The sequence below is a fragment of the Rhizobium oryziradicis genome (genome assembly GCF_001939045.1).
Taxonomy (GTDB): domain Bacteria; phylum Pseudomonadota; class Alphaproteobacteria; order Rhizobiales; family Rhizobiaceae; genus Allorhizobium; species Allorhizobium oryziradicis.
Map to the genome: position 1 here is coordinate 522,114 of NZ_MKIM01000027.1, position 21,175 is coordinate 543,288.

The 21,175-nt window shown below is 54.9% G+C and carries 17 protein-coding genes and 1 tRNA gene; 8 read left to right on the forward strand and 10 right to left on the reverse strand.

What is annotated here, in order from left to right; genetic code table 11:
* Positions 1 to 632 precede the first annotated feature (632 nt).
* Positions 633 to 1,733 (forward strand): tyrosine-type recombinase/integrase, encoded by a 1,101-nt coding sequence (locus BJF95_RS13530; RefSeq protein ID WP_075639960.1) that lies wholly within the window; start codon positions 633 to 635, stop codon positions 1,731 to 1,733.
* An 8-nt stretch (positions 1,734 to 1,741) separates the two neighbouring features.
* On the opposite strand, the gene BJF95_RS13535 is transcribed toward BJF95_RS13530, so the two are convergent.
* Positions 1,742 to 1,817 (reverse strand) — tRNA-Ile (locus tag BJF95_RS13535).
* Positions 1,818 to 1,978: 161 nt separating this feature from the next.
* Here BJF95_RS13535 and BJF95_RS13540 point away from each other — a divergent pair.
* On the forward strand, positions 1,979 to 2,725 hold the full coding sequence (locus BJF95_RS13540; protein ID WP_075639961.1) for an SIMPL domain-containing protein: 747 nt from the start codon (positions 1,979 to 1,981) through the stop codon (positions 2,723 to 2,725).
* A gap of 199 nt (positions 2,726 to 2,924) precedes the next feature.
* On the opposite strand, the gene BJF95_RS13545 is transcribed toward BJF95_RS13540, so the two are convergent.
* A complete protein-coding gene (locus BJF95_RS13545) occupies positions 2,925 to 3,575 on the reverse strand; it encodes an outer membrane protein (protein WP_075639962.1) in 651 nt (216 codons plus the stop codon).
* Between the two features lie 191 nt (positions 3,576 to 3,766).
* Positions 3,767 to 4,633 (reverse strand): DMT family transporter, encoded by an 867-nt coding sequence (locus tag BJF95_RS13550; protein WP_075639963.1) that lies wholly within the window; start codon positions 4,631 to 4,633, stop codon positions 3,767 to 3,769.
* A gap of 143 nt (positions 4,634 to 4,776) precedes the next feature.
* Here BJF95_RS13550 and BJF95_RS13555 point away from each other — a divergent pair, with 143 nt between their 5' ends.
* Complete coding sequence (locus tag BJF95_RS13555; RefSeq protein WP_139317495.1) at positions 4,777 to 6,174, forward strand: aminotransferase-like domain-containing protein; 1,398 nt, start codon at positions 4,777 to 4,779, stop codon at positions 6,172 to 6,174.
* Positions 6,175 to 6,320: 146 nt separating this feature from the next.
* A complete protein-coding gene (locus BJF95_RS24455) occupies positions 6,321 to 7,118 on the forward strand; it encodes a thermonuclease family protein (protein ID WP_245297321.1) in 798 nt (265 codons plus the stop codon).
* Between the two features lie 39 nt (positions 7,119 to 7,157).
* On the opposite strand, the gene BJF95_RS13565 is transcribed toward BJF95_RS24455, so the two are convergent.
* Positions 7,158 to 7,664 carry an FUSC family protein gene (locus BJF95_RS13565; RefSeq protein ID WP_075640342.1) on the reverse strand — a complete coding sequence of 169 codons (507 nt, stop codon included), beginning with the start codon at positions 7,662 to 7,664 and terminating at the stop codon, positions 7,158 to 7,160.
* Between the two features lie 331 nt (positions 7,665 to 7,995).
* Here BJF95_RS13565 and BJF95_RS13570 point away from each other — a divergent pair, with 331 nt between their 5' ends.
* Together BJF95_RS13570 and BJF95_RS13575 are read left to right on the forward strand one after the other, a co-directional pair.
* The gene (locus BJF95_RS13570) at positions 7,996 to 8,220 is read left to right on the forward strand and encodes a hypothetical protein (protein WP_075639965.1); all 225 of its coding nucleotides are present in this window, start codon (positions 7,996 to 7,998) and stop codon (positions 8,218 to 8,220) included.
* 204 nt (positions 8,221 to 8,424) lie between these two features.
* Positions 8,425 to 8,910: a hypothetical protein gene (locus BJF95_RS13575; protein WP_075639966.1), complete on the forward strand. Its 486-nt coding sequence runs from the start codon at positions 8,425 to 8,427 to the stop codon at positions 8,908 to 8,910.
* Positions 8,911 to 8,970: 60 nt separating this feature from the next.
* Here BJF95_RS13575 and BJF95_RS13580 read toward each other — a convergent pair whose 3' ends face one another.
* Complete coding sequence (locus BJF95_RS13580; protein ID WP_075639967.1) at positions 8,971 to 10,227, reverse strand: AGE family epimerase/isomerase; 1,257 nt, start codon at positions 10,225 to 10,227, stop codon at positions 8,971 to 8,973.
* Positions 10,228 to 10,381: 154 nt separating this feature from the next.
* Between BJF95_RS13580 and metH the strand changes: the two genes are divergently transcribed.
* Positions 10,382 to 14,155: a methionine synthase gene (gene metH, locus BJF95_RS13585; RefSeq protein ID WP_075639968.1), complete on the forward strand. Its 3,774-nt coding sequence runs from the start codon at positions 10,382 to 10,384 to the stop codon at positions 14,153 to 14,155.
* 47 nt (positions 14,156 to 14,202) lie between these two features.
* Entirely contained in the window at positions 14,203 to 14,628 is a 426-nt protein-coding gene (locus tag BJF95_RS13590) for a GNAT family N-acetyltransferase (RefSeq protein ID WP_075640343.1), read from the forward strand.
* A gap of 129 nt (positions 14,629 to 14,757) precedes the next feature.
* Here the strand turns inward: BJF95_RS13590 and BJF95_RS13595 are convergent, their stop codons facing one another.
* The 5 genes from BJF95_RS13595 to BJF95_RS13615 form a co-directional block, all read right to left on the reverse strand.
* Positions 14,758 to 15,594: an MBL fold metallo-hydrolase gene (locus tag BJF95_RS13595; RefSeq protein ID WP_245297322.1), complete on the reverse strand. Its 837-nt coding sequence runs from the start codon at positions 15,592 to 15,594 to the stop codon at positions 14,758 to 14,760.
* Positions 15,572 to 16,705: a LysR family transcriptional regulator gene (locus tag BJF95_RS13600; protein ID WP_245297342.1), complete on the reverse strand. Its 1,134-nt coding sequence runs from the start codon at positions 16,703 to 16,705 to the stop codon at positions 15,572 to 15,574. Before BJF95_RS13600 ends, BJF95_RS13595 begins: the two co-directional genes overlap by 23 nt.
* Positions 16,706 to 16,822: 117 nt before the next feature.
* On the reverse strand, positions 16,823 to 17,986 hold the full coding sequence (locus BJF95_RS13605) for an acyltransferase family protein (RefSeq protein WP_075639970.1): 1,164 nt from the start codon (positions 17,984 to 17,986) through the stop codon (positions 16,823 to 16,825).
* A 292-nt stretch (positions 17,987 to 18,278) separates the two neighbouring features.
* Positions 18,279 to 20,108: a heavy metal translocating P-type ATPase gene (locus tag BJF95_RS13610; RefSeq protein WP_245297323.1), complete on the reverse strand. Its 1,830-nt coding sequence runs from the start codon at positions 20,106 to 20,108 to the stop codon at positions 18,279 to 18,281.
* A 106-nt stretch (positions 20,109 to 20,214) separates the two neighbouring features.
* Positions 20,215 to 21,084 (reverse strand): PP2C family serine/threonine-protein phosphatase, encoded by an 870-nt coding sequence (locus tag BJF95_RS13615; protein WP_075639971.1) that lies wholly within the window; start codon positions 21,082 to 21,084, stop codon positions 20,215 to 20,217.
* Positions 21,085 to 21,175: the final 91 nt, after the last annotated feature.

The following is a 21,175-nucleotide window of genomic DNA, read 5'->3' on the forward strand; positions in this document are numbered from 1 at the left end:
ACTTGCGTCCGCAGACGATCATTTGTGGCAATGCCGGACGTATGCCGGACAATGTGAGGCGCTGCAATTGAACGCAGAACGACGAGCTGATCAAGAGCATCGAACGGCAGCGGGAGCCGTCGAAGCAAGACGCGAGGCTGCAGAAGCGACCTTAAAGAGAGTTGTAAGGGCGCGCGCGTTCTTAGCTTCATTTCCGGAAGCTGCCGATGCTGGGCTTGATCACGTTTTCCGTCGATCAACGCCAGCATTGGAGGATGAAGCTATCTCTCCGCCACCTGCACTTGTTCCGAGACGAACGCGATAGGGTAATAGCCTAAGCCTGTCCGCCACTTCCCCAACGAAGTTCCCTAAGGGTTAGGGAGTTTGGCTAGTGGACTGTTTTTTCTAAATTATTCTGTTGCCACAAGGCTCTTTCTGCAGCAGCATTTTCGTGTAACGAAAGTGGCAGGTCGAGTGGTGAGAAAATCCGAAAAGTTATCGAAGGCTGATTTGAAGAGGGCTGCAGATGTCGCCCGAAGTGAAAACGTAACGGTGGAGATCGAAATCGATGGGCGGGTCTTTAGGATCAGCCCTATCATTTCTGGGGGTCCTTCATTCGGACCCGTTGCGCCCAGCGGGGGCGTGGTTCTCTAATGAGCACCATGCCAAAGCCCCTACCTCTCTACGTCGTCAAAGAGAAATCGCGCCATGGGCGCACAAAGCTGTTCTTCCGGATCGGAAAGGGTCCGAGAGTTCGGTTGCCCGACGATCCCTCAAGCAAAGCGTTCAAGGCGGCCTATAAAACCGCCATGAAAGGGGAGCAAGTCGAAGCAACGATTATCGTCGAACGCGTCAGGTCACTTCGATGGTTGGTTCAGCGATACATGGAAAGCGCGGAATGGTCGGGGTTAGCGATAGCTACGCGGAAACAGAGAGGACTGTTCTATCGTCAGGTCGTCGACGCGAGCGGTAATGTCGACTGCCGGACAGTCACCGCCAGAGACATCCGCAATGGCTTGGAACGCCGAAAGGCAACACCAGCTTTAGCAAACAACTTCCTGAAATCGATGTCGGCCCTTTTCAAATGGGCTTTGGTACATGAGCATGTAGGAGTTGATCCTACAACTGGGGTTAAGCGGCTCAAGAACAAGTCGGACGGCTTTCCAGCATGGACTGACGAGGACGTGAAACGTTTTACCAATCACTGGCCGATCGGAACTCGCGAGCGCCTCGCCTTCGAAATGTTACTTACATCGGGCTTCCGTCGATCAGACATTGTCCGCGTAGGAAGACAACATATGACTCAGGCTGTCGTAAGAATTCGCACCGCCAAAACTGGCACGCCAGTGACTGTGGAGCTTTCTGATAGGGTTCTGGACCTGATCGAGGAGACACAGACCGGTGATCTGTCGATCATTGTCGGGAAGAAGGGCATGCCTCTCACAAAGGAATCGTTTGGCAATTGGTTCCGCGAGGTCTGCAGGGCCGCTGGGGTTCAGAAGAGCGCTCATGGACTGCGCAAGCTCAGTGCGACGATTGCCGCTAATGCAGGCGCTACAACTCATCAGTTGATGGCGCAATTCGGCTGGGTAACGACACAACAAGCGGAAGTCTACACGAAAGGCGCGGACCGTGAACGTTTGGGCATTGTCACCTCCAGACTGGTATCGGAACAAATCGAGCTCATTACTGCCCCGCACCCTGAGAAAGGTGCGGGAATTGACGGAAAAAATCGTTCTAAATCAAATAGATAAGAAAAGAGTGGTGGGCCCGGAGGGACTCGAACCCCCAACCAAGCGGTTATGAGCCGCCGGCTCTAACCATTGAGCTACAGGCCCGTTTGGCGATGTGCCAAAAGTGAGCGGTGGCAATGGCACCAGCGCTTCGCGTTGATCATCTAGCGGAAAACCTTTTCCTCGACAAGCCTTTGCCGCATTACCTTCACAATAGGTTGCGCATTATCCAAGATCTTATAGTGGGTCGTATGGGAGAAAGTAATATGTCGAATTTTTTGATGACGCGACGGGCCATGCAGGCCGGGGTTTTGTTGGTGGGCTTTGGAATGGCCTTGCCTGCATGGGCGCAGGAGGCCAGCCGCGCGGAGGCTGTGATCAATGTGGAGGGTGAGGGTGAGGCGAGTCTGGCACCCAATATGGCCATTATGCAATTGGGCGTGGTGAGTGAAGATGAGGCGGCAGAGCAGGCGTTGAAATCCAACACACTCGCGATGGCGGGCGTGATGAAAATGTTGAACACACAAGGTGTTGCGGATCGTGATATTCAAACATCCGGTTTTGAAATCACCCCTCGCTATCAGCATGTTGCGGACGATAAGCAGGATGGCAAAGCGCCCAAGATTGATAGCTACAGCGTCAGCAACGGGTTGAGCGTTCGCGTGCGCGATCTGGCCAAATTGGGCGGCATTATTGATGGGGCTGTTCAGCTTGGCGTCAATCAGGCTGGTGCCATTCGCTTTACCAATGACAAGCCTGAGCTGGCTATTAACGATGCTCGTAAACAGGCCATGGAGGATGCCATTGCCAAAGCCAAAACACTGGCAGAGGCTGCAGGCGTGAAGCTTGGTCGGATTGTCACCATCAATGAAAACGCCTCTCGGCCCTTTGAGCAAACCATGATGATGAAAACCAGCATGGCAAGGGATATGCCTATGGCACCCACCCCGATTGCGGCAGGCGAAAACAACTATCGCGTGACTGTGAATGTAACGTTTGCGCTGGCGCAATAGAGCATCGCGCAGAAAATTTGAATCGGCTCGATACTCTACAGCGCCGCGCGCCATATATGGTGCACGGCGCTGTAACACTTTTAATCTCCTGCATAATTTTCACCTTAAATTGTTTCCGATTTAAGGAATCATGCAGTAGCCCAACAAAAAAAGCCCCGGTTCAATGAACCGGGGCTTTTCAATGCGCATAACAAATGGATTAGAACTTCATACCCACGCCAACGTTAACGACGTTCTGTGACAGATCGCGAACGTTGTTGCCGCCGAAGAAGTTCTTGGAGCCGTAATCGTTGTAGCGATATTCAACACGTGTGAAAACTTTGTCGGTAACAGCGTAATCAACGCCTGCGCCAACGGTCCAGCCGTTCACCATTTCACCAGTGTTTACACCAGTTGCGCTGTCCTTGAACTTGGCACCAGCGCCGGTCCAGCCGCCAGCAACGTAGAGCAGGGCTTTATCCATTGCGTAACCGGCGCGGGCACGAACCGAACCAGAAACGTCTGTGCCGAAGTTTTGGCTGCCGAAGCTGCTCTTGTTCCAGTCGTAGTTCAAATCGCCTTCGGCACCTAGAATGACGTTGCTGCCCATGTCAAAGTTCCAGCCAGCGAAGCCGCCGATACGGCCGCCGTCAAAATCCTGCTTGGATGAGCCGCTTGTACCGCTTACGCGGCCGTCTGCCCAGCCATAGCCGCCATGAATACCGGCGTAGCCACCAGCCCAAGAAAACACAGGAGCAGGGGTGTCAACTGCAGCCGGTGGTGCTGGGATAGTTTCGACAGCATCAGCCGCAAATGCTGCGCCCGACATGAATAGGGTTGCTATGCCCGCAGCCAAGATTGTCTTCTTCATTTTCCAGTCTCCAAATTTACTCTAACGCTTGAGATAGGTCTCTGCCCCGGTTTGACGAGAGCTCTTTTGCACTTTTTGCGCAGATCTAGGCTTTTTTCGGTCCAAAACGGCTCTGTTTGGTAAGTTTATTTTTTTCAAGAGTGGGAACTTTTAGGCGAGTTGCATTTTGGCCGCACCAAACCGGGCTATCGTCACCTATGTGCAAATTTGCGTGCACCAACCACGCAGGCCACCACAGCAAGGGTTGTTGCCAACATGGCAGGGCTTACGGTCTCGTGAAGAAGTGCGGCCGCCAGCGCCAGGCCAAAAAACGGTTGAAGCAATTGCAATTGGCCAACGGCTGCAATGCCGCCCAATGCCAAGCCGCGATACCAGAAGATAAATCCAATCAGCATACTGAAGAGAGAGACATAGGCCAAACCCAGCCAGGCAGGCGTTTGCACCTGCGCAAAGGCCGATGGCATGGTCAAAATACTGAGCGTGAAGCTGACGGGCAGGGCAAGCGTAAGCGCCCAGCAAATAACCTGCCAGCCGCCAAGGTGGCGCGACAGCCTTGCACCCTCGGCGTAACCAAGGCCGCAAATTATAATGGCCAAAAGCATGAAGAGATCGCCAAGCGAGGCCGATGCCGCCCCTTGCGCCAGCGCGAATGTTGCGACCAGCAGGCCGCCTGTGACGGAAAAAAGCCAGAAAATTGGACGTGGGCGGTCGCCGCCACGCAGCACCCCGAACAAGGCGGTGGAGAGCGGCAAAAGGCCAATAAACACCAGCGAGCGGGCAGAGGTGATGTGCTGAAGCGCCAAGGCGGTCAGCAGCGGAAAGCCAATGACCACACAAAGCGCCACAACGGCCAGCGCCACTGCTTCTCGCGAGGTTGGTCGTGTCTGGCGAAATGTGAGCAGCAGCAAGCAACCCAGCAGGCCCGCAATTGTTGCACGCGCAACGGTGAGAAAGGTGGGATCAAAGCCCGCGACAGCGGCACGGGTGGCGGGCAGAGAGCCGCTGAAGATGACCATGCCGATAAAGCCGTTGATCCAGCCGCTTGTTTTCGTGTTCATCTCAAAAGCCCCTTGGCAGCATATTGTGTTTATCGATTGCTGTTTTGGCTTGATGTGGCGGAATTACCAGATACGGTGCAGTACAATTTTTAAAAACTGTTATGCTTATGAGGGCAATACAGATGACAATAATGCAGAACGGGATGCAGAATGCACTGCGGCCCGGCAGCACGCGGATTGAAGCTGTCATGGTGGCCATCTCGGAGCGGATTGCGGCACGCAGCCTGCCGCCTGGGGCAAAATTGCCGTCCGTGCGGGCCTTTGCAAAAGCCATGCAGGTGTCTGTATCCACTGTGGTGGAAGCCTATGAGAGGTTGGCGGCGCAAGGCTTGGTCCGCGCCAAGCCGGGGTCCGGTTTTTACGTGGCGGCACCGCTGGCCCCTTTGTCGCTGGCACAGATCGAGCCGCGGCTGGATCGGCAAATGGACCCGCTTTGGGTGTCGCGCCAATCGCTGGAATCGGGCGTGGAGGTGATGAAACCGGGCTGCGGTTGGCTGCCGCCATCGTGGATGCCGGAGGCGGCCTTGCGCCGGGCCATGCGCCATTTGGCGCGGGCTGACGCGGCAGTGTTGACCGATTATGGCATGCCGCTCGGGCTATTGGCTCTGCGACAGGTGCTGTCGCGGCGCATGGCAGAGCATGGCATGGGTGTTTCACCAGACCAGATCATGCTGACAGAATCGGGCACCCATGCGCTGGATCTGATCTGTCGGTTTTTGCTGGAGCCGGGAGATTGCGTGCTGGTTGATGATCCTTGCTATTTTAATTTCAATGCGCTTCTGCGGGCGCATCGGGTCAAGATTGTCGGGGTCGCTTATCGCCATGACGGCCCGGATATCGAGCAGTTTTCCAAAATAGTCGCGGAACATCGCCCTCGGCTCTATCTGACCAATTCCGGTGTGCACAATCCCACTGGGGCCAGCCTTTCGCCTGTCAATGCGCATCGGGTTTTAACGCTAGCCGACCAAGCGGGATTGACCATTGTCGAGGATGATATTTTTGCCGATTTTGAAGATGTGGCGTCGGCGCGCCTGTCGGCTTTTGATGGCTTGAACCGGGTTGTTCAGATTGGCAGCTTTTCCAAAACGCTTTCGGCCTCTGTGCGCTGCGGATATATTGCCGCGAAGCCAGACTGGATTGACGGGCTGGTGGATTTAAAAATTGCCACCAGCTTTGGTGGCGGGCGGATGGCCGCAGAACTCGTGTTGGCCATGCTCACGGATGGCAGTTATCGCAAATATCTCGAAGGGCTTCGCGCCCGCCTTGCTGCGGCGCGCGATGCTGTGACGGCTCGCCTCGCACCGCTTGGCATAACACCCTTTCTTCGCCCGCGTGCCGGCATGGTGCTCTGGTGCCAGCTACCGAGCGGCGTCGATTCTGCCGCTCTGGCCCGCCATTGCCTGCAAGATGATGTGGTGTTGGCTCCCGGCAATGTGTTCAGCCAATCGCAAACAGCCGGTCAGTTCATGCGGTTTAATGTCGCTCAAATGAATGATGAGAGAATTTATCGGTCTTTAATGCGCGGATTGGACGCAATGTGATAGGCGGACAGGCTGAAACATTCGTGCTGTTGGTTTCACCGTTTTTGTCTGTGGATAGAGTATGGTTTCATTTGTCTGCATGGGGACGCCAACCATTTAGAAACTCTTAAGCACGATAATGCCGCCGACATAGCGAGGAATCGATCATGGCGGCTAGAAAAGCAAGTGGACGAAAGCCAAGCGGCGGCGCACGGCGCAAGCCCGCCCGCCGCGCTGCAAGCTCCAGCGGCGGCGTGTGGCCCTGGGTTGGCGCATTGGTGCTGGTGGTGGGTAGCGTGTCCATCTATGACCACCGCGCGAATTTGCCGGGATGGGTTGATAAGACGTTTGGCTTTGGCGGAAAGGAAATCGCAAGGCTGGAAGGTAAGAAGCCTTCTGAGCCAACGATACCGTTGTCTTCTGTGCCAACGCCTGCGGTGCGCCGGCTGGATCCAGCTCCCTTGCCGCCCGCCACCACCATGACGCCGACGGAATCGATGACCCCGCGTGAACGTGCACAATTGCCTTTGCCACCTGCGACAACATTGGTGTCTGAAGTCTCTGGCCAGACGGTTGCGTCTATTGCGCCGGGGAGGATCGACCGCAAGCAGGTTTCGGCCCGCTTTTATTACTGTGGCACCAGTGGGCTGAACAATTGTGTGGTCGATGGTGACACATTCTGGCTGAACAAGGAAAAAATTCGCGTGGCGGATATTGATGCGCCGGAAACAGAACAAGCCAAATGCAAATCGGAGCGCGACCGGGGTTTTGCCGCCAAGGTGCGTTTGCGTGAATTGCTCAATGCCGGTGGTTTCGAGGTCGAATCCTTTGGCACGCGCGATGTGGATCAGTATGGCCGCAAGCTGCGGGTGGTAACCCGTGATGGCCGCTCGCTTGGCGGCATTCTGGTGCAGGAAGGGCTGGCGCGGCCATGGACCGGGCACCGTATGCCCTGGTGCAATTAATCGACAATTGGTGAATGGCGGAAATTAATCGCGCTTTTGTTAATTTTTTTCCGCGTCTGGTGGAACAAAACGGTTGATGATGAGTTCGGCCAGCGCATGGAGAACAGCTCCCACCATGCCGCCGACCAGAACTTCGGTTGCGCGATATGCTCCTGCTGTCCAGATAGGGACGGGAGGGTTGCCGTGGGCTGTGAGAAAAACAATGGGTGTGGTCCACATACACACCCGCAGGAGGGGGGAGACGCGCGCGATGACAGCGCAAATTGCAACGGCAATGGCCAGTTGGACTGTAATGCTTGCGCCAAAAGGATCTGTTGCAAGTGAAACAGCCACCGCTGCCGCAATGCCGATCAGTGTTCCTCCAAACCGTCCCACCATGGCGTCTTTCGTTTCATTGATCTTTTCCTGAGAGACAATGATGGCCGACATGGAAGCCCAGACCGGGTGAGGCAGCGATAAGGCTGATGCTAAGCCATAAGACAGACTGGCCGCAGCGGAGCAGCGAATGACAAAGGCGAGGTGACGGATAAAGTCGTGACGTGTCATCATTTTCTTTCGTGTCGTCGCTCCCACTTTAGTTAACAACGGCCTCAAAAACGATGCAATGACAAAGTAAGTTGTTCCAAGATTAGAAACGAAGTTGAAATATTTAGATGTTTCTAATTTTAACTTTTTCGGTTGCGTTTTATCAATGAAAACTGCCCATTCTCATCATCGAGACCAGAGTTTTTATCAATAGTTTCAATGATGGCGATGAGAAGATTTGAAATCAATCTGCCTTGAAAGCTTTCCGGTTTTGCCACTTTTTTGCCTTCTGCACGACACTTGCCTGTTACAGGATTGATGCATGATCCAACGATAAAAGGAGAACAGAAACATGACATACGATTTTCAAGATATGACAATGTCCGAGATGCTGAGAGATCCTATGATCCGTCTGATGTTGCGTGCAGATGGTGTTTCGCTCAGCGATTTTGCATCCATGCTGGATGATGCTGCGCGCCAGAGCAGCAAGTCGAGCCGCAATGCGAAGCTTGCGATTCCTGCTCCCCACATTATTTGCCAGAATGCTTCTCAAATGTGCTCTTCACGGGCTGTGTGAAAGAAATCTGATGCAAATGACAATTGAGCCACACATGATGCGAACCGGGCGGCCAACACATGCTCGTCTGGTTCGCATCATCTTGATTGCCAGCCGTTGTCCATGTTTTATCAATCAACAAAGATGCTGCATGATGTCTTGATGGGATTTTGATGTCTCCAATTGTGCAGTCGGTTTTGGTTTCGACAGCGCAAGGCTTGTTTTATGAATATTGTCCGGCTTTTTTGCTCACTTGTTTTTATCGCCTTTGCTCCTTCCTTTTTCGCCCCTGCCGCTTTCGCCGCGGAAAACCCTCCACCGCAATTTGGCACCGTCAGCGGTCGCTGCCTGACACTGTTCATCGGCCAACAGGATTTTTCCAAACTGTGTGAATCCCAATTGGGCCGCAGCCTGCACGCAGATGGGCGAACCGGTGTCTATTTCTTTCTTGGATCCACGCATATCATCACCTTCAGCGGTCGCTCCCAAGAGAACCGAACGCGCGATCAAACCAAGCTGGATTCGATCGCGCTTGATGAGATTGTTCTCAATGAAGGCCAAGATGGCAAAGCGCCACCGCAACATATTGCCGCCAAGGGCAGTTGCGACACCGCGCAGGAAACCGACAGGCTGTATTTGGTCAGCTGCCGCGGCACCCTGGAAAAGGGCACGACATTTTCGGCAAGCTTCCAGATTGATACATCGCTATAAAGCATCGGACCGAAAAGTGGCGACCGGTTTTCGGTCCGATTAGACGTCGTTCAGCACCCGTTAAAGAACGAGCGGGTGCTCCTTGATCATCTTTGTCAGGCTGCCTTCTGCGGGAAACAGCGGAATAAGGCAGGCTTGCAGGGCGTGATAAATATCGCCTTTGCCGGGGAAGAGGCTGTTGGAGGGTTTGAGATCCTCGGTCATTTCCTCATGCCAGCCACCAAATTGCTGATCGATGGTGTTGTTGGCAATGAAATTCCAGACCTTGCGATATTGGTCTTCATTGAGGATTGTGCCCTGATGGTGGTTCAGGAAGTGGCCAGCCGCTGCCGCCTCGCACAAGGGCCACCACAGTTTGAAGGTTTTGGCCGGTACATTGTCCCAATCGAGCGTGTAGAAAAAGCCGCCGAGTTTTCTATCCCAGCCCAGCAGCATGGATTGATAAAACAGACCACGGGCTGCTTCCGGCATCCAGCTGTGCTGCTTGCCGCTCAAGGCCCAGAGTTGCAAAACAAGGCGGGTCCATTCCAGCCAATGGCCGGGCGTGGTGCCAGCCGGACGGAACATTTCATTGGGGTGATAGTAAGTGCGATCCACCACCCATTCCTCGTTGAAATGTTCTGGCACGCGGAAGGCTTCTTCGCGGGCGCGGCGGTTGATCAAGAGATCGGCAATGCGCACGGCCTTGTCGAGATAGTGCTGCTCGCCGGTGGCCTCAAAGGCGGCCATCAGGGCTTCTGTCAGGTGCATGTTGGAGTTTTGGCCGCGATAGCCCGCGACTGGCTGCCAGTCTTCGGAAAACTCCTCAGCAATGGCACCATGGCGCTGCTCCCAAAATTTGGTTTCAATCACTTCGGTGATGTCTTCCAGCAGGCGATCGGCCAGCGGATGGCCAATGGTTTTGGCCGAAGAGGCGGCCAGCAGCACAAAAGCATGGCCGTAGCCCTGTTTGGAGCCATCGGCCACGCCATCATCATTCAGTTGCCAGAAATAGCCACCGTTTTTCTCATCGCGATGCTTGCGCCACAGATAGCGCATGCCATGATCCACCACGTCGGCGGCACCCGGACGGCCCAGCAGATCGCCAATGGCATAGCAATGCACCATGCGCGCACTTGTGTGAATGCCACGCACGGGATTGTCGGTGGACAGCGGCTTGCCATCGCGGGTGAGATCGTAAAAGCCGCCGTTTGGATTGATGGCGGATGTCTGGAAAAAATCGAACAAGCCATTGGCCTGATCCAGCAACCATTTGCGGTGATAGGGGCGCTTGCTCCAGTTTGCTGGTAATGTGTTGGTGTCAGCAATGTTCGACATAATTCCCTCCGGCAACGAATATTTGTCAACTTCTATAAAGGCTTCGTGGCATATTGTCACCGCGCTCGGTGATTTGAATTTGCCGTGTCGTATATTGACATAAACATATCTTTATGTGATTTGGTTGTGATGTTGGGAACGGAAGGACACCGCTATGCTTGATCAATTGTTTGGACGCGAAGGCGCGAACCGTGATGGTGCGGAGATCCTGAAAGCCCTGCAACAGGCAGCAAGAGAGCGCATTCTGATCCTTGACGGTGCGATGGGCACGGAAATTCAAGGCCTTGGCCTGGATGAAGATGACTTTCGCGGCGAGCGGTTCCTTGGCTGTGCTTGCCATCAGAAAGGCAACAACGACCTTCTGATCCTGACCCAGCCGCAAGCCATTGAAGATATCCACTTTCGCTATGCCATGGCCGGCGCGGATATCATTGAAACCAACACCTTTTCCTCTACCCGAATCGCTCAGGCCGATTACGAGATGGAAGGGGCGGTTTACGACCTCAACAAGCATGGTGCGCAAGTGGTGCGCCGGGCCATTGCCCGCGCCGAGCGCGAAGATGGCAAACGCCGCTTTGTGGCCGGTGCCATTGGCCCAACCAACCGCACGGCGTCAATTTCGCCAGATGTCAACAATCCCGGCTATCGTGCCGTGTCTTTTGATGATTTGCGCCGCGCTTATGCCGAGCAGATTGATGGTTTGATTGATGGCGGTGCCGATCTCATTCTCATTGAAACGATTTTTGACACGCTGAATGCCAAGGCCGCCATTTTTGCCTGCGAAGAGCGCTTCCTTGCCAAGGGCATTCATTTGCCCGTGATGATTTCCGGCACGATCACCGACCTTTCCGGCCGCACGCTGTCTGGCCAGACGCCATCGGCTTTCTGGAATTCGGTGCGCCACGCTAAGCCATTCACCATTGGCCTCAATTGCGCGCTCGGTGCCGATGCCATGCGCCCACATTTGCAGGAACTGTCGGCCATTGCGGATACGTTCGTCTCGGCTTACCCCAATGCAGGTCTGCCCAATGAATTTGGCCAATATGACCAGAGCCCGGAATTTATGGCCAAGCTGGTGGAAGGCTTTGCCGAAGAGGAAATCGTCAATGTGGTGGGCGGCTGCTGTGGCTCCACGCCCGCGCACATTCAGGCCATTGCCGAGGCCGTGAAGGGCAAAAAGCCGCGTCAGCCGGCGGAGCATCGCCCGTTCATGTCGCTGTCCGGCCTTGAGCCTTTTGTGCTGACCAAGGATATCCCTTTCGTTAACGTCGGCGAGCGCACCAACGTCACCGGCTCGGCCAAATTCCGCAAGCTGATCACCGCCGGTGATTACAATGCAGCCTTGGTGGTGGCCCGCGATCAGGTGGAAAACGGCGCGCAGATCATCGACATCAACATGGATGAAGGCCTGATCGACAGTGAAAAGGCCATGGTTGAATTCCTCAACCTGATTGCTGCAGAACCTGATATTGCCCGCGTGCCGGTGATGATCGATTCATCCAAGTTCCAGATTATCGAATCCGGCCTCAAATGCGTGCAGGGCAAGGCCATTGTCAATTCTATCTCGCTGAAAGAAGGCGAGGAGAATTTTGTGGCGCAGGCCAAGTTGATCCGCAATTACGGTGCCGCTGTGGTGGTCATGGCCTTTGACGAAAAGGGTCAGGCGGATACCTATGAGCGCAAGGTGGAAATCTGTTCCCGCGCCTACAAGATCCTGACCGAAGAAGCTGGTTTTGCGCCAGAAGACATTATTTTCGACCCCAATGTGTTCGCGGTTGCCACGGGCATTGAAGAGCACAACAATTACGGCGTGGATTTCATTGAGGCCACCCGCACCATCCGCCAGCGCATGCCGCTGGTGCATATTTCCGGTGGCGTTTCCAACCTGTCCTTCTCGTTTCGCGGCAATGAGCCGGTGCGCGAGGCGATGCATGCCGTGTTTCTCTACCACGCCATTCAGGCGGGCATGGATATGGGCATTGTCAACGCTGGTCAGTTGGCGGTCTATGAAAGCATTGATGCCGAGCTGCGCGAAGCCTGCGAAGACGTGGTGTTGAACCGCCGCGAAGACGGCACGGAACGCCTGCTGGAGATTGCCGAGCGCTATCGCGGCACGGGCGAGGCAAAGGCGCGTGTGCAGGATATGTCCTGGCGCGAGCTGCCGGTGGCCAAGCGGCTGGAGCATGCGCTGGTCAACGGCATTACCGAATTTATTGACGCTGATACCGAGGAAGCGCGTCAGGCCGCTGATCGGCCCTTGCATGTGATTGAAGGTCCGCTGATGGCGGGCATGAATGTGGTGGGCGATCTGTTTGGCGCGGGCAAAATGTTTCTGCCGCAGGTGGTGAAATCTGCCCGCGTGATGAAGCAGGCCGTGGCCGTGCTTCTGCCTTACATGGAAGAAGAAAAACGCTTGAACGGTGGCTCTGGTGAGCGCGAAGCCGCAGGCAAAATCCTGATGGCCACCGTGAAGGGCGATGTGCACGACATCGGCAAAAACATTGTCGGCGTGGTTTTGGCCTGCAACAATTATGAGATTATCGATCTCGGTGTGATGGTGCCCGCCACCAAGATTCTGGAAGTGGCCAAGGCGGAAAATGTCGATATCATCGGCCTTTCAGGCCTGATCACCCCATCGCTGGATGAAATGGTGCATGTGGCGGCTGAGATGCAGCGCCAGGGCTTTAACGTGCCGCTATTGATTGGTGGCGCGACCACCAGCCGCGTGCACACGGCTGTGAAAATTCATCCGCAATATCAGGCAGGGCAGGCGGTTTACGTGCTGGATGCCAGCCGCGCCGTGGGTGTTGTCTCGTCCTTGCTGTCGCCCGATACGCGCGATAGCACGATTGAAACCTTGCGGGGCGAATACGCCAAGGTGGCCGATGCCCACGCCCGCGCCGAGTTGGAAAAACAGCGCCTGCCGATAGCCCGCGCCCGCGCCAATGCCGCCAAGGTGGATTGGACCAATTACAAGCCCAAGAAGCCAAGTTTCACCGGCATCAAGGTGTTTGAGGATTATGACCTCAAGGAATTGGCGAAATACATCGACTGGACGCCGTTCTTCCAGACATGGGAGCTGAAAGGCCGTTATCCCGCTATTCTCGAAGATGAAAAGCAGGGAGAAGCCGCACGGTCTCTGTTTAATGATGCGCAAGCAATGCTGGCAAAAATCATCGATGAGACATGGTTCCGTCCCCGCGCCGTGGTTGGCTTCTGGCCCGCAAACAGCGTAGGTGATGATATTCGCCTGTTCACGGATGATGCCCGCAAGGAAGACCTTGCCACTTTCTTCACGCTCCGCCAGCAGCTCTCCAAGCGCGATGGCCGCCCCAATGTCGCCTTGAGCGATTTTGTGGCACCAGTGGATAGTGGTGTGGAAGATTACGTGGGCGGGTTTGTGGTCACGGCAGGCATCGAAGAAGTGGCCATTGCCGAGCGTTTCGAGCGCGCCAATGATGATTACTCCTCCATCATGGTCAAGGCGCTGGCCGACCGCTTTGCCGAGGCCTTTGCTGAGCGCATGCATGAGCGGGTGCGCAAGGAATTCTGGGGCTATGCCACAGAAGAAAACTTCACGCCTGAGGAGCTGATCTCGGAGGCTTATGCCGGTATCCGTCCGGCCCCCGGTTATCCGGCCCAGCCCGACCACACCGAAAAGGTCACGCTGTTCAACCTGCTCGACGCCACCGCCACTACCGGCGTCACACTCACGGAAAGCTACGCCATGTGGCCCGGCTCCTCTGTCTCCGGCATCTACATCGGCCACCCGGACAGCTATTATTTTGGCGTTGCCAAGGTGGAGCGCGATCAGGTGGAAGATTACGCCTCCCGCAAGGGCATGGAGATCCGCGAAATTGAGCGCTGGCTTGGGCCGGTACTGAACTATGTGCCGAAGGCAGCTGTGGATGAGGATGCTGCGGCGTGAGCGCGAATGTTTTTATCAGACCCGCAACATCCTTTGATGCACAAGGGATGTGCGATGCTTTGAACGAGATTTTTGCAGCAGGTTTGCGCAAAACTGCCGGTGATGTAAAAACGGTTTTGGCCAACTATCTTGAGCATCAAGACCGCATTGAGTGCTCGGTTGCTCAAGATGAGGATGGTCGTATTCTGGGTTTTCAATCCTTGCGTTATGCACGGCTCGATAATCCTTATGGTACGCCTGAGGGCTGGGGCATTATTGGCACCCATGTTAGCCCGCGTGCGGCCAGAAAAGGTGTTGGCTCGGCTCTGTTTCGCGCAAGCCACGCTGCGGCAAAAGCCTATCCGGTTGAGAACATCGAAGCCGCCATTGGCGCGGATAATCAGATGGGGCTTGCCTATTATGAGGCGATGGGGTTTTGCACCCATCGCACCACTGAAGAGCTGACCTGTAAAGTTTATCGGATCGAAGCCTGACAGGACCGTACAGCGCTGTAACACTTTAAATTTGCTTCATAATTTTCTCCTTAAATCGATTGCGATTAAGGAATTATGCAGTGGCCGCGCTGATACAAACGCGGCCGCCATTCTGGCAGATACCTTCAATTATTGACTGGCACGATTGCGGTATTCAACCGGATGCCAACCAAAGCGATCGTTGCCTTCCTTGCTGATGTGGCCAATGCCGGGAAACGGCAGGTGAGGGGCTGCCACAAGCAGGTCTTCTGCGGAAAGGTTATTGAACGCGTTGATACGGGTTGTTGCAGCCTGCTTTGGGTCAACATCATACTGGATGGTGATTTTGGGTTCAGGAAACTGCACTGCGGCGACATGGATTGTGTCGCCGATGAAGACAATGGTTTTTCCTTCTGAGGTGACCGTGTAAAAGGCGCTTCCCGGCGTATGGCCTGGGTGAATTGACACTTTGATGCCGGGCAGGATGGTGTCGTTATCCGCAAAGGTCTTCACCTTGCCCAGTTTGTTGTAAACGCCAACGGTTTCGATTGCTTCATCAAAATATCTCTCGGAATACCCCGTTTTCTTTGAGTTTTCCGGATTCAGAAAGAAATTTTCGTCTATTGCGCTGACGTGCACGATAGCATTTGGAAAAACAGGCTTGCCGTCATGGACCAATCCACCGGTGTGGTCTGTGTGGATATGGGTGATGAGAATATCAGTGACATCTTGTGGCTTGATGCCTCGGCTTTTCAAGCTGTCGAGTACCTTCCCGCCAAAGCTTGGTCCAAAAAGATCGCCAGAGCCGGTATCAACAAGGATGGTCCGTTTCCCATCCTGTATCATGAACACGTTAATGGAGACTTCGACGGGGTTGGCCTGATACTCCTTGTGGAGCAGACCATCGATTTCCGCATGACTGGTGCCGTTCAGCAGCTTGTATAGATCCTGAGGAACGGTCCCGTCAGAGAAGGATGTGATCTGCAAGTCGCCGAGAGGGAAGGAATAGCTGTCGGCAACCTGATGATATTGCGTCAAACTTTTGGGAGTAGAGTCCGCCGCAATTGCGGATGTACCAAAGGTGGAGGCCAGCGCGAGGGCACTGGAGAGAAAAAGCAGTCTTGCAAGTTTCATTGTGTCGGCTTTTTTGTTGGTTGAGAAAGGTGCGGCCGTAGCCGGTTTCCGTGCAGCAATGACCTGTTTTTATCGCCTGCACCAATCTCAATTCACAATCAGACCTATGGCTGGCGCTGATGGCTTTTTTGCCCTGCGGCTTGCAAAATCTGATTGCGAAACCAGGTGTGGCCGGGATCCGTTTCATTCTTGGGTGCCAGAATAGTCGAAGATCAAAAGTTGCCAGATCAAAGGGGGGCATAAAAAGATCCAGCGTATCGGTGAAGCGTTCCAGAAAACCGCGTGGCAGCGTGCAGAGACAATCGGTGGTGCCCAGCACCAGCGGCGTGAGCGCATAGCTCTGTATGGAAACAGACACGTGGCGTTGGCGTTCCAGATCCGCAAGCGTGGTATCAATGATACCACTGAACCCGCCGCCATCGGTCGAGATGACCAGATGATCATAGTGACAGAATTCATCAAGGGTCAGCGGAGCCGTTCCACGCGGGTGCCCCTTACGCTGGGCCGTTACCAATTGTTCTGAGAACAGCATCCGCCCGATCATCTCGGGTGTCGCGTCTGTTAACGCGCCAATGAAGAGGTCTATTTCGCCTTTTTCCAGACGCTCTGAAATTGTTGCCTGGTTTGGAAGAACGAAGGCAACGCGTAAAGCCGGGGCGCGTTGCTGAAGCAAGGGTAGCAGGTCGGGGGCAAGGATTGCGGCGGGATTATCGCCCGCCGCAATGGTGAACGTGCGGTCGCTGGATGCCGGATCAAACACATGGGCTGATTGAACAAAGCGCGTCAGTTGCTCTAACAGCCGATCCAGGTCCGGCCGCAGCGTCAGTGCATGAGGCGTTGGGGTCATTCCCCGTCCGGACGAGGCCGGAACGAAAAGGGGATCGTTGAGGACGTGACGCAACTTGGTCAAACGGCCCGAGAGGGCCGATTGGGTGATGTTCAACCTTGCCGCCGCGCGTGTCACATTTTCTTCCCGCAAGAGCGCATCGAGCGTCAGCAAAAGATTGATGTCCAGTTCCGCAACGTGTTGATGCAAGGCTTGCTCCTGAAATGATCCGGCCGCTGAGATCTGACGCCATTATCACTTTGTTGCGGCCTGCGCATTGGGAAGATGTTGCGCGTGATTGCCTTTCTGAGCTGTGAAGCTGAATTTTTTGCGCAGTTTTAAAATTGGCTTTTCAATGAAATGCCACGAACCCATGGCTACCAGTGTCGCAATAGGCAGGGAAATGGCAAAATGCAGCCATGGTGATGTCAGCTTTGGAAACAGCGTGACGAGGCCTTGCTGAAAGGGATAGCCGTAAAGGTAGATCCCGTAGGAATAGTCGCCGCGATGATAGAGCGGAATGCGGGGAATGGGCGTCATGCCGATATAGGCCATGAGGTAAACCAGCATGGGCGCGAAGATGATGCAGAGCGTGCTGCCTTCCACATCGGGAAAGATAAGGGATGCGGTCATCGGTGCGGCGACGCAAACCAGCGCTATAATCCCGTGTTTAGGGATAGAGTGGCGAAACAGGAAGAACACAGCACCCAGCATGAAGTTGACATAGAGCATCAGTCCTTTTGAACCGATGAAGTGATTCAAAAGCTTGAAGCCTGCGCTGTCGGGCTGAAATGTCCCGCCGAGCGTTGCCGGATTCACTCGATTGATAGAGAACGCAATGATGATGGCCGTTACCGCCACTGTTGCACCCAAAGTCGCCCAAGGGCGCTTAAGAAGGCCAAAAATAATCAAGGCGGACATGATGACGTAGCAGCCGATCTCATAGGGAACGGTCCAGAGCGAGCCGTTTACGATGGCTGGAAACGGGTTATGCTCAAACACGCCCGGCAAAACATAATGAATCACGCCAAAGATGTTGGCGAAATATGACCAAAACTCATAGGAGCTGAAATAGGCTTGCAGGCTGACTGTTGTGAAAATCGGTCCGAGAATGAGGGCTGCAAAAACGATATCAACAGAAAGGGCCGGGACGATCCGAATGCCACGATTGAGCAAAAAATCCTTGAGGCGAAGGCGCATGGCGCTGCCGGTGATCAAAAAGCCGCTGAGCGCAAAAAACATCGGCAGGATTGTGGCTTGAAGCACCGTAATACCGGGCTTTGAAAATTGAAATTTCTCACCCTCGGCAATCAGGAAGGAATGGCTAAAAAGCACCATGATTGCCAGGAAAATTCTCAGAAAATCAAACCCCGGTCCAATGCCCCGGTGTTCATCCAATACAGATCCAATTGTCTTCATTGAAATACCTCTGTGTGCAAGGGTAGCGATCTCTATGTTAGAGAATCGATAGGTGAATGCTCATCGGTGGGTCGTTCAATGCTCAGGCTTTAGATTGAAGTTGTGTTGATTTTTAGGGCGCTTAATGTTTGCGTTTTCATGTATAGCAATTTTGAAAATTTCGTTTGGCTTTTCATGCTCTTCTTTTTAATTCTGCAATACTTGAAAAATACATTCTAATATTATTATATTTTCTGTTTTGGTGTCGGCTTTTTGCTTAGATTGTCTGTTAGGTTACGTGTTGATAGGGGCTCTAACGCAGCGCCCGAAGTGCGTTCAGAATAACGGCAACATCAATCACTTCTTGCAGCAAGGCTCCTTGCACGGGGGGCAGATAGCCGAAGGCGGCAGCGACCATGGCGCTCAGCGAAAGGCTAAGACCAACGATAACGCTCTGAAAGGCAATGGTGCGGCTGCGCTGGGCAATTGTCATGGCTTTGGACAGCGCAGCAAGTTGGTCTACCAGCAGCACGACACCTGCGACTTCTGAGGATGAGGCGGTGCCGTGGGCTCCCATGGCGACGCCAATATCGGCGGCGGCAAGGGCCGGGGCGTCGTTGCCCCCATCGCCCACCATCATCACCGGGCCATTGTGGTGCTCGGCGCTGACGGTTGCCACTTTTCCGTCCGGTGTCAGATCGCCCAAAATCACATCAATGCCAAGCGTCGCGCCAATGGTGTCGGCAATGTCTTGCCGATCACCGGAGGCGAGAATGATTTTGGCAACACCGGCATTGCGCAGTGCTTGAAGGGCGGCGCTAGCGTCGGCGCGGATGCGATCAGCGAGAATGATAACGCCCGCGATAAGGCCATCCACGCCGACAGCCACCGTCATCGCGGTTTTATCAATGTTTGAGAGCAAGACATGATCATCGTCCTCCTTGCAGCGATCGCGCACAAAGCTGTTGCCGCCAACAACGATATGTTGACCATCAACCACGCCCTCAAGGCCTGCGCCGGGGACCTCGATAACCTCTTGCGGAGCCGAGAGCGTCAGTCCACGCCTTTGTGCTTCACCAATCAGGGCGGCGGCCACCACATGCCCGGAGGCCTGATCAAGGCTGGCGGCCAGCTGCAACACTGCATCGGCATTATAGGACTTGGAAGTTTTGATCTCCACCACCTCCGCCTGCCCATGGGTGAGGGTTCCGGTTTTGTCGAGAATAACGGTGCGCACCTTGGCAAGTGTTTCAAGCACCCCGCCGCCTTTCACCAGCACGCCAATGCCCGCCGTGCGTGACATGCCTGCCATCAGCGCCACGGGAACCGCGAGAATGAGCGGACAGGGCGTCGCAGACACCAAAACGGCCAGCACACGACTGGTCTCACCGCTCAAAAGCCATGTGCCGCCCGCAATCGCTAGCGTGAGGGCCAGAAAACCCAGCGCATATTGATCTGCCATGCGCACCAGCGGCGCTTTGCTGGCCTGGGCGGTGGCCACAAGCCGCACAATGCCTGCATAGGTGCTTTCCATTGCCGGGCGGGTCGCAATCATCTCAAACGCTGGGCCAGCGCAGGTTGAGCCGCTCAATGCTTCATCGCCTTTCTGCCGTTTGACGGGCAGGGATTCACCAGTGAGCGATGAGAGATCAAGAAGGGCAACATCACTGGCAATGCGGCCATCCACGGGGAGCACTTCTCCCTGCCGGATCATTAGACGATCTGCTGGTTTGATCACGGCAATCGCCACCTCTTCCAGCGCGTTGCCATGATAGCGCATGGCGGTGTGGGCGACGCGGCTCATCAATGCGGTCATTTCGCGTTTGGCCCGGCCTTGGGCAAAACGCTCCAGCAATTGGCCGCTGGCATACATCATGGCCACAACATTGCCCGCCAGTGGCTCACCAAAGGCAAGTGCTGCCGACATGGATAAGGCTGCCACCACATCCAGGCCAATATCACCGGCCCGCAGCGCATTGACGATCTGCACCAACAAGCTGACCAGCACAGGCACCGTTGCCAGCGACCACACGAGATCGGCATAGGAAACGGCGTCCACCCACCACAAAACACCACCCAGCAGCAGACCAACCCCTGCCATGGTGATCAAGATATTGGCGATATGCTTTCTGAAGCTATCCATCGGATGGTCCCTTGGTTCTTCTTGTGGGGGCAGAAGGGTTTTCTCACCTTCTGCCCGCGGCAAAGAAGAAGCAAGCTATCCAACAGTCCAACAGGCTTGCCCGAGGTCAGACCTCAATGCGGCACAAAATTGCAGTGGTGTCATCGCATTGTTTGAAGCGTGGAAACTGGACACCATCGGGGTCTACGTCGCGTTCCAGATGGCGCAACTCTGCCACCAGGGCCTTTAGCCCAACGGTTGAGGCGCGCTTGATCAGGGTTGCGGGATCATAGGCGTGGTAGAGGCTGACAAGATCGGCGAGTCCATCGGAGGCAATCAACGCGGTTGCCCCCCCTGTGAAGATAATGTCTGCGCGGGCCAGATGATCGGCGGCGTCGGGCACAAGGCCAAGCGACCAAATCCAGCCATCCGGCGTATTTTGTTTTTCGCGGGCGCGGCGCAGCTCGCTCAGCGTTTGTGGATCATGGGCGGCAACGCCGCTTTTACCGATGCTGCCGACGCGCTCAACATGGGCGCGCGCCGCCATCTGCTCGCGCTCAAAGGCATCGGGCAGGGCCGTCAAGCTATCCACCCGTCCATCGTCATGCAGGATATAAACCACGCTGTCGCCAAGGCCGATAAACTCGGCACCATCGGGGGTGAGACGAAGAGCGGCGAGGGCGCACAGCGGCCAGGCATAACGCGGCTGCTCTCCTGCCGTCGCGGTAAAAAGCTCGTGGGCATCAAAGGCGATGGCGCGGATAAGCTCGGTGACAAGCGTGTCAACCGAGAGTTCGTTGATCAGGCGCTTTGCGGCAAACTGCGCCATCCATGCGGCGTCGGAGCCAAAACCTTCCATATATTGATGATCGCCAAGGCCGGTTGCACCGTCCAGCACAAAGGCACAATCTCCATTATAGCCAAGCCGATCCTCATTGGCGCGATCGTCCTTACCGGGGTCGGTGATGGTGTCGATGATGGTCAGTTGCGCTGTCATGGTGGCTCATATCACGGGTGGGCGCGTCTCCCGCTTCGTCTTGAAACAGGCAGACGCACACTTCTTCTGTTTTCGTTTGTCTTTTGGGCAA